The sequence below is a fragment of the Pseudonocardia sp. genome (assembly GCF_025965585.1).
Taxonomy (GTDB): Bacteria; Actinomycetota; Actinomycetes; order Mycobacteriales; family Pseudonocardiaceae; genus Pseudonocardia.
This window is the reverse complement of the sequence record NZ_JAOPWR010000205.1, coordinates 1-8,567: the sequence shown is the minus strand read 5'-3', so window position 1 is coordinate 8,567 and position 8,567 is coordinate 1. Positions and strand designations below refer to the sequence as shown.

11 protein-coding genes are annotated in these 8,567 nt (G+C 73.0%); 5 read left to right on the top strand and 6 right to left on the bottom strand.

Annotation, left to right across the window (positions count from 1 at the left end; translation table 11 throughout):
* Nucleotides 1-5: 5 nt before the first annotated feature.
* Nucleotides 6-797, bottom strand: a complete 792-nt coding sequence (locus JWR81_RS13290) for a transglutaminase family protein (RefSeq protein WP_297651115.1) — start codon at nt 795-797, stop codon at nt 6-8.
* Nucleotides 798-851: 54 nt separating this feature from the next.
* Here JWR81_RS13290 and JWR81_RS13285 point away from each other — a divergent pair, with 54 nt between their 5' ends.
* A complete protein-coding gene (locus JWR81_RS13285) occupies nt 852-1,832 on the top strand; it encodes a pirin family protein (RefSeq protein WP_297651114.1) in 981 nt (326 codons plus the stop codon).
* A gap of 7 nt (nt 1,833-1,839) precedes the next feature.
* On the opposite strand, the gene JWR81_RS13280 is transcribed toward JWR81_RS13285, so the two are convergent.
* Nucleotides 1,840-2,052, bottom strand: a complete 213-nt coding sequence (locus tag JWR81_RS13280) for a helix-turn-helix domain-containing protein (protein WP_297651112.1) — start codon at nt 2,050-2,052, stop codon at nt 1,840-1,842.
* Nucleotides 2,053-2,276: 224 nt separating this feature from the next.
* On the opposite strand from JWR81_RS13280, the gene JWR81_RS13275 reads away from it, so the two are divergent.
* From JWR81_RS13275 to JWR81_RS13260, 4 genes are all read left to right on the top strand, one after another.
* Nucleotides 2,277-2,945, top strand: coding sequence for a transglutaminase family protein (locus tag JWR81_RS13275; RefSeq protein ID WP_297651110.1), 669 nt, complete (start codon nt 2,277-2,279; stop codon nt 2,943-2,945).
* A gap of 20 nt (nt 2,946-2,965) precedes the next feature.
* Complete coding sequence (locus JWR81_RS13270; protein ID WP_297651108.1) at nt 2,966-4,003, top strand: MBL fold metallo-hydrolase; 1,038 nt, start codon at nt 2,966-2,968, stop codon at nt 4,001-4,003.
* Between the two features lie 310 nt (nt 4,004-4,313).
* Nucleotides 4,314-4,802 carry a DUF3145 domain-containing protein gene (locus tag JWR81_RS13265; RefSeq protein WP_297651106.1) on the top strand — a complete coding sequence of 163 codons (489 nt, stop codon included), beginning with the start codon at nt 4,314-4,316 and terminating at the stop codon, nt 4,800-4,802.
* Nucleotides 4,803-4,840: 38 nt separating this feature from the next.
* The gene (locus JWR81_RS13260; protein WP_297651104.1) at nt 4,841-5,389 is read left to right on the top strand and encodes a hypothetical protein; all 549 of its coding nucleotides are present in this window, start codon (nt 4,841-4,843) and stop codon (nt 5,387-5,389) included.
* Between the two features lie 19 nt (nt 5,390-5,408).
* Here JWR81_RS13260 and JWR81_RS13255 read toward each other — a convergent pair whose 3' ends face one another.
* The 4 genes from JWR81_RS13255 to JWR81_RS13240 all read right to left on the bottom strand — a co-directional run.
* On the bottom strand, nt 5,409-6,662 hold the full coding sequence (locus JWR81_RS13255) for a beta-ketoacyl synthase (RefSeq protein WP_297651102.1): 1,254 nt from the start codon (nt 6,660-6,662) through the stop codon (nt 5,409-5,411).
* Nucleotides 6,659-6,901, bottom strand: a complete 243-nt coding sequence (locus JWR81_RS13250; RefSeq protein WP_297651100.1) for an acyl carrier protein — start codon at nt 6,899-6,901, stop codon at nt 6,659-6,661. Before JWR81_RS13250 ends, JWR81_RS13255 begins: the two co-directional genes overlap by 4 nt.
* Before the next feature lie 62 nt (nt 6,902-6,963).
* Complete coding sequence (locus tag JWR81_RS13245; RefSeq protein WP_297651098.1) at nt 6,964-7,950, bottom strand: beta-ketoacyl-ACP synthase III; 987 nt, start codon at nt 7,948-7,950, stop codon at nt 6,964-6,966.
* Nucleotides 7,947-8,567 (bottom strand): ACP S-malonyltransferase (locus tag JWR81_RS13240; protein WP_297651096.1); only part of this gene is annotated, 621 nt, incomplete at its 5' end. The genes JWR81_RS13245 and JWR81_RS13240, both read right to left, overlap by 4 nt.

The following is an 8,567-nucleotide window of genomic DNA, read 5'->3' as shown; positions in this document are numbered from 1 at the left end:
GGAGATCAGGTGAGCGCGACGACCTCCGCGGGGTCGTCGTTCGGCAGGGCGTCGACGATCGCCAGCACGCCAATGGTCGTGAGGTCGGCGGTGCCGTGGTGCACCGACAGGAACGCGGTGTCGGCGGCGTCGCGGCCGGTGGCGATCCGCAGCATCGAGCGCCGCGGTGCGAGCCCGGTGGCGTCGACGACGCGCCACGCGCCGTCGACCCAGGCCTCGACGACGGCGTGGAAGTCCATCGGGGCGAGCCCGGGCGCGTAGACGGCGGCGAGGCGGGCCGGGATGTCCTGGGCGCGCAGCAGCCCGACGACGAGATGGGCGTAGTCGCGGCAGACGCCCTCGCCGAGGAGCAGGGTGTCGACCGCGTCGTCGGTGGGGCCGCTGGAGCCCACGATGTAGGCCAGGCGCAGGCCCACCCACCGCGCGACGGCGGTGACGATCTCGCCGGTGTCCTTCAGGTGCCCGAACTCCGCGGCGGCGGTGGCGAGCAGCTTGTCCGACGGGCAGTAGCGGCTGGGGCGAAGATAGGCGAGCCGGTCGTGCTCGTCGCCCTCGGGTGTCGGCACCTCGCCGTCGACCGTGGCCGCGTAGTCGATCACGATGTTGCCGATCGGTGCGTCGATGACCTGGAGCCGGCCGCCGTGCGGCGCCGTGAGCTCGCGGTAGGGAATCAGGGCCCCGCCACAGTCGATGGTGAGCTGTTCCTGTTCGGGCCGGGTGGCCGCCGTGATCTGCAGGGCGAGCAGCGCGGGTTCGGTGACGTCGAGCTGGAGCTGGGCGGAGACCTGGCGGCGCATCGGGGGATCGTCGCAGGATGTGATGACGCAGGTGTGTCCGGATACGGTGGTTGTGTGAGCAACCTGGAGACGTGGTCATCCGTCGAGGTCTGCAGCAGTTCCGCCACCGCCGGTCCCGTTCGCGAGGTGCTGCCGTCCAAGGCGGTGATGCTGGGGCCGGGCACAGAGGTCCGCAGGCTGCTGCCCACGCTCGGCCGCCGCATGATCGGCGCCTGGTGCTTCGTGGACCACTACGGCCCCGACGAGATCGCCGCCCGCCCGGGCATGCAGGTCCCGCCGCACCCGCACATCGGGCTGCAGACCGTCAGCTGGCTGCTCGACGGCGAGGTCCACCACCGCGACAGCCTGGGCAGCGACGTGCTGATCCGGCCCGGCGACCTGGGCCTGATGACGGCGGGCGCGGGCATCGCCCACTCCGAGCAGTCGCCCGTGCCGCACGGCCCGCTGCTGCACGGCGCCCAGCTGTGGGTGGCGCTGCCCGACGCCGAACGTGCCGTCGCGCCGCGCTTCGAGCACCACGCGAGGCTGCCGGTCGTCACGGAGCCGGGGGTGCACGCCACCGTGCTGCTGGGCGAGGTCGCCGGTGCCCGTTCGCCCGGGCTGGTGCACACGCCGCTCGTGGGCGTCGACATCGCGCTCGATCCGGGCGCCGACACGCCGCTCCCGCTGGAACCCGACTTCGAGCACGCGGTGCTGACCGTGTCCGGCGCGCCGGAGATCGACGGGGGAGAGCTGCAGGCGGGGTCGCTGTGCTACCTGGGGTCGGGGCGTCGTGACCTGCGCCTGCGGGCGCCCCGCGGCGGCCGGTTCCTGCTGCTGGGCGGGGTGCCGTTCGCGGAGGAGATCGTGATGTGGTGGAACTTCGTGGCCCGCACAGGGCAGGAGGTGGCCGACGCCCGGGCGCACTGGCAGGCCGGGCCGCCCACCGGGGGCGCCGACGCAGCCTTCGCTCCGGTTCCCGGCTACGACGGACCGGCGCTGGCCGCCCCGCCGCTGCCGCCGACCCCGCTCAAGCCGCGGGGGCGCACCCGCTGAGCGGGCATCAGCTCGCCTGGTACCGCGCGTCCCGGATCAGCTCCTCCACCGCGTGCCGCTGCACGCGGAACGACCGCCCGAACCGCACGGCGGGCAGCTCGCCGCTGTGCACGAGCCGGTACACCGTCATCTTCGAGACCCGCATCCGGCCCGCGACCTCGGCCACGGTCAGGAAGGGCGCCCCGATGACCTCGGATCCGTCCGGCTGTTCTGCACCCATCGTCCGTGACCTCCCCATGGCCCCGATCGGGGCTCCGCTCGCATCGCGTTGCACAGTAACGGAGCCGAGGTCACCCTTCGGGGTGTTCTCCGTGTCCCGTCCGGGTGGTCAGACGAACCGGGGGAACCCGGAACGCACATGCCCGGCCCGTCCGCGACCCCGGCGTAGGGTGACACTGCGACGCAACGGGGCGAACCGGGCGCGTGGTGCGAGAGGGGATGCCGGTGGCGGAGCAGGTTGCGCGGGAGTTCCGGGAGCCGGGCGGCTTCGTCGACTCCGACGCGCCGCAGGTGCAGGAGTTCGCCCGGCGCGTCGTCGGCGGGGAGACCGAGCCCGTCGAGCAGGCCGTGCGGCTGTTCGACGCCGTCCGCGACGAGATCTGGTACGACCCCTTCTGCTGCAGCACCGATTCCGCCGACTACCGGGCGAGCGCGGTCGCGGAGTCGCCGAGCAACTGGTGCGTGCCCAAGGCCGTGCTGCTGGCGGCGGCGGCGCGGGCGGTGGGCATCCCGGCCCGGCTGGGCTTCGCGGACGTACGCAACCACCTGCAGACCCCGCGCCTGCGCGAGCGCATGGGCGGCGCCGACCTGTTCGTCTACCACGGCTACGCCGACCTGCACCTCGACGGCCGCTGGGTGAAGGCGACGCCGGCGTTCAACGCCGAGCTGTGCGCACGGTTCGGGGTGTCCCCGATCGCGTTCGACGGCCGCACCGACGCGCTCCTGCACCCCTACGCCGCCGACGGCTCCGCCTACATGGAGTACGCCCGCGACCGCGGCGTGTACGCCGACCTGCCGCTGGACGCGATGTTCGCCGCCTTCCGCGAGCACTACGGCGAGCGCATGTTCGTGGCCGAGGCCGCGGGGGCGGACGCGTTCACCGCTCCGGCCTGACGTCGACGTAGGGTCGGGCGGTGATCCTCGACGACGACCCGGACGGTGACTGGACGGCCCCGGGGGTCTTCCGCTGCGCTCCCGGCGTGTACCGCATCCCCCTGCCGCTGCCCAACGACGGACTGCGGGCGGTGAACGTCTACGCGGTGGCCGATGGTGACGGGCTCACCCTCGTCGACGCCGGGTGGGCGCTGGCGGAGGCCCGTGAGCTGCTCGCGAAGGCCCTGGCGGCGCTGGATGCCGGGTTCCCCGACGTGCGGCAGTTCCTGGTCACGCACGTGCACCGCGACCACTACACGCAGGCCGTGGTGCTGCGCCGCGAGTTCGGCATGAAGGTGGCGCTGGGGCGGGGCGAGGAGTCCGGTCTGAAGATCATCAACTCCGAGCGCGCCGACGGCACGGCCAACCAGGCCCGGCTGGCGCGGGCCGGCGCGCAGGAGCTGCTGCGCACGCTCGCCACCATGCCGCCGCCCCCGCCCGACCCCGCCCACTGGGGCTACCCCGACCACTGGATCGAGGACGGCGAGGAGATCGTCGTCGGCGAGGGGGAGACGTCCCGCAGGCTGCTGGCTGTGGCCACCCCCGGCCACACGCGCGGGCACGTGGTGTTCGCCGACGAGCTCGCCGGCCTGCTGTTCGCCGGTGACCACGTGCTGCCGCGGATCACGCCGTCGCTCGCGCTGGAGCCCGACCCGACCTCGAGCCCGTTGACGGCCTTCCTCACCTCGCTGGAGCTGATGCGCACCCGCCCGGACGCGGCGCTGCTGCCCGCCCACGGGCCGGTCGGGATGCGCGTGCACGAGCGGGTGGACCAGCTGATCGCCCACCACGCCGCCCGCCTGGACGCGAGCCTGACCGCGGTCCGTGAGGGCCGCAGCACCGCCCACGAGGTGGCCGGTGCCCTGCCGTGGACTCGGCGGGAGACGCGGCTCGTCGACCTCGACCCGTTCAACGCCATGCTCGCGACGCTCGAGACGGCCTCCCACCTGCAGGTGCTCGTCGAGCGCGGAGCGGTGAGGGTCACCGAGCAGGACGGGATCGATTACTACACAACGTGATAACGGATCACTCTTCGTAGAGGCCCGGTCACCGGCCGCTTCCGCGGCGACGCCGTGCAGGGGCCGCTGCGGGTGTCACCTGGGGCGATGCTCTCGGACCACACGTTCGTCGGCGGCCGGCTGCTCCGGCCCGGTAGGGCGCGACACGCCCGACACGCCCGGGGACGCCCTCCCGCTGGCGCCGAACCCCTCCGACCCGGCACACTGATCAACACAACCGGAACGGGCCGGACGCCCGGGATCCATCAGCAGTCAGCCACGACGCGAGGACGTAGGGGAAGACGATCCTCGTCGACGTTGGAGGTCTGCAGTGAATGCACGCGGCGTGGTCTTCGTCCACTCGTCGCCGACTGCGGTCTGTCCGCACGTCGAGTGGGCGATCTCCGGTGTGCTCGGTGAGAAGGTGTCCCTCCAGTGGACGCCTCAGTCAGCGGTACCCGGACAACTGCGTGCCGAGTGCACCTGGTCGGGCCCCGTGGGCAGTGGTGGCGCGCTCGCAGGCGCCCTGCGGGCCTGGTCGATGCTCCGGTTCGAGGTCACCGAGGAGCCGACCCCGGGCGTCGACGGCGAGCGGTTCTGCCACGTGCCCACGCTCGGGCTGTGGCGGGGCAACACCAGCGCCAACGGCGACATCGTGGTGGGGGAGGACCAGCTGCGGACACTGCTCGTGCAGGTACCGGCCCCGCAGGTGCCCGATCGCATCCAGGAGCTGCTGGGCTCCGCGTGGGACGAGGAGCTGGAGCCGTTCCGCCTCGCCGGCGACGGTGCTCCGGTGACCTGGCTGCACCAGGTGGGCTGAGGCCGCCTGGCAGACTCCTCCCGGTCGAGGGGGGAACGATGGCACGCGGGCGGATCGTGGTGACCGGGCTCGTGGTGGTGCTGGTGGCCGGCGGTGTGACGGCGGCCGTGGTGGGATCCGTCCGGGGGGCCGCGCCCGAGGGTGAGGCTCCGGCCGTGCCGCAGGCCGGGGCAGGCTCCGCGGTCGTGACGCTCAGCGCCGACGCGGCCGTCCATCCGCGTGCGGCCACGGTGCTGACGCAGATGCAGCGCTACTTCGATGCGATCAATGCGGGGGACTATGCCTCCTGGCAGGCCACGGTCACGCCGGACCGGGCCGCGGCGCAGACCGAGGACGCCTGGAGGAAGGCCTACCGCTCGACGAAGGACGGCACGATCCGGATCGACCGGATCGACGACGCCGTGGCGCCCGCCGCCGCGGGTGGGCTGCTCGTGCGGGTGGGCTTCGTCAGCACGCAGGCGGTGGCCGACGCCCCGCCCGACACGCAGGCCGAACGGATCTGCTGGCACGCCACCCTGCCGTTGGCGGGCTCGCCGCTCCGGGTCGGTGCGACCCGGAGCGGCAGCTCCGTCAGCGAGGTCTGCTAGCTCGGACCTTCGTAGCCGGCTAGACCTTCGTGAACGCGACGGCGGCGTTGTGCCCGCCGAAGCCGAACGAGTCGCACACGGCGGCCTGCAGGTCGACCTTGCGCGGCTCGCCCACCACCACGTCGAGCTCGACGCCGGGATCGAGCTTCTCGAGGTTGAGCGTGGCGGGGACGATGCCCTCCTTGATCGAGAGCAGCGTGATGATGCTCTCGACGGCACCGGCCGCCCCGACCATGTGGCCGAGCTGCGACTTCGGCGCGGTCAGCACCGGGTGGTCGCCCAGCGCCTTGCGGATCGCCCTGGTCTCGCCCACGTCACCGGCCACCGTGGAGGTGGCGTGGCAGTTGACGTGGCCGATGTCGGACGGGTCCAGCCCGGCGCTGCGGACCGCTGCCGCGATGGCCCGCGACTGCCCGCGGCCCTCCGGCTCGGGTCCGGTGATGTGGTGGGCGTCGGCGGTGATGCCGGCCCCCGCCAGCCTGCCGTGCACGGTGGCACCGCGGGCCGCCGCGAACTCGGCGCGCTCCAGGATCATGATCCCGGAACCCTCGCCGAGCACGAACCCGTCACGGTCGACGTCGAACGGGCGCGAGGCCCGCTCCGGCTCGTCGTTGCGCAGCGAGAGCGTTCGGGCCTGCACGAAACCGGCCACGGTGATGCCGGTGATGCAGGCCTCGGCGCCGCCGGCGATGACGACGTCCACCTCGTTGGCCCGCAGCAGCCGCAGGGCCCACGCGAGCGCCTCGGCGCCGGACGCACACGCCGAGACGGGTGCGTGCACCGCACCCTGGGCGCCGTACTCGATGCCGACCCAGGCCGCGGGCCCGTTCGGCATGAGCATCGGCACCGTGAGCGGCGAGACCTTGCGCAGGCCGCCGGTCTCGAGCAGGTCGTCCTGGTCCAGCAGGGTGACGGCGCCGCCGATGCCCGTGCCGATCACCACGGCAAGCCGCTCCGGGTCCACCTGGCTGCCCGGCTCACCCAGACCGGCGTGGTCCCACGCCTCCTTGGCGGCCACCAGCGCGACCTGCTCGCAGCGGTCCAGCCTGCGGGCCTTGACGCGCGGCAGCACCTCGGTGGGCGACACGGCGAGCGGCGCCGCGATCTTCACGGGCAGTTCGTGCCGCGTGACCCACTCGTGCTCTTCGCCGTCGATCCGCTTGATGCCCGAACGCCCGGAGAGCATGGCCTCCCAGGTCGACGCCACGTTCCCGCCGAGCGGGGTGGTGGCGCCGAGCCCGGTGACGACGACTTCCTGGAGAGGGACCGTCACTGGTTCTTCGCGATGTAGTCCACGGCGTCACCGACCGTCTTCAGCTCGGCCAGCTGGTCGTCCGGGATCTTCACACCGAACTTGTCCTCGGCCTGCACGGCGATCTCGACCATGGAGAGCGAGTCGATGTCGAGGTCGTCGACGAAGGACTTGTCGGCGGACACGTCGGCGGTGTCGATGCCGGCGACCTCCTCGACGATCTCCGCGAGGCCGCTCAGGATCTCGGCGTTGTCAGCCACGGTGGTTCTCCTTCTTGCTTGGGGGAATCAGGGGTGACGCTGGAACTGAGGATCCAGCAATTCTAGGGACAGACGACGACCTGCCCCGCGTAGGAGAGGCCTGCGCCGAAGCCTACGAGCAGGACGGTGTCGCCGGATCGCAGCCTGCCGTCGCTGCGCATGTGGTCCAGGGCGAGCGGGATCGACGCCGACGAGGTGTTGCCGGAGTGGATGATGTCGTCGGCAACGCGCATGTCGTCGCGGGCGCCCTTGGCCCGCAGCTTCTTGGCGACGGCCTCGACGATGCGCAGGTTGGCCTGGTGCGGCACGAACACGTCGATGTCGGCGGGCGTGAGCCCGGCGAGCTCGATGGCACGCAGGGCGACGGGCGCGATCTTCGTGGTGGCCCAGCGGAACACCGCCTGGCCCTCCTGGTGCAGGGCGCTGTTCTCGGGCTTGATGATGATGGTCTGGGACATGTCGCCCGCACTGCCCCAGGCCACCGGGCCGACGCCGACCGAGGCGTCGTCGGAGGCGGCGCTCAGCACCGCGGCGCCCGCGCCGTCGGCGAAGATGATGGCGGTGGAGCGGTCGGTCCAGTCCAGCCAGTCCGACAGCTTCTCCGCACCGATCACCAGCACGTTGCGTGCGCTGCCGCCGCGGATGAGCCCGGCCGCGGTGCCCGTGGCGTAGCAGAACCCGGCGCATGCGGCGTTGAGGTCGAACGCCGCGGGCGCGGGGATCCCGAGCCGGTCGGCGGTCTGCGCCGCGCCGTTGGGGATCGGGGTGGGCATCGTGCAGCTCGCGAAGATCACGGCGTCGATCTCGCCGGGCTCCAGCCCCGAGTCCTTGACGGCCAGCGCGCCGGCCTCGGACGCCATCTCGACGAGCGTGGTGCCGTCGTTGATGATCGGCCGGCTCTGGATACCGACGCGCTCCCGGATCCACTGGTCGTTGGTGTCCATCGTCTTCGCGAGGTCGTCGTTGGTGACGACGTTCTCGGGCTGGGAGCTGCCGAGCCCGATCAGCCGGGCACCTGCGACGGTCGGGGGGAGGCGGAGCGTGGTCATGACGGGGCTCCTGTGTGTTCGCGGACCAGATCCACGGCCTTGTCGAGGTCGTCGGGGGACTTGAGCGCCAGTGTGGCCGTGCCCTTGAGCTCGCGCTTGACGAGCCCCACGAGCGCGCCCGCCGGGGGCAGTTCGATCACGGCGGTGACGCCGAGCTCGCGCAGCGAGGCCATGCACGAGTCCCAGCGCACGGGCCGCGTGACCTGGGCGACGAGCCGGCGCAGGGCCTCGTCGCCGTCGGTGACGGTCTCGCCGTCGGCGTTGGACAGCAGCGGCCGCGTCGGGTCCGCGGGCGTGACGCCCTCGGCGTGGGTGCGCAGCGCGTCCTCGGCGGGGGCCATGAAGTGCGTGTGGAACGCGCCCGCCACGGGCAGCGCCTTCACCCGTGCGCGTCCCGGCGGGGCCTCCTCGAGCGCGGCCAGCGCGTCGAGCAGGCCGGCGGCCACCACCTGGCCGGCGCCGTTGCGGTTGGCGGGATCGAGGTCGAGCTCCTTGAGCCGGGCGAGCACCTCGTCGGGGTCGCCGCCGAGCACGGCGCTCATGCCGGTGGGGGCGAGCGCGCAGGCGGCGGCCATCTCGCGGCCCCGCACGGCGGCCAGCGCCACGGCCGCGTCGGG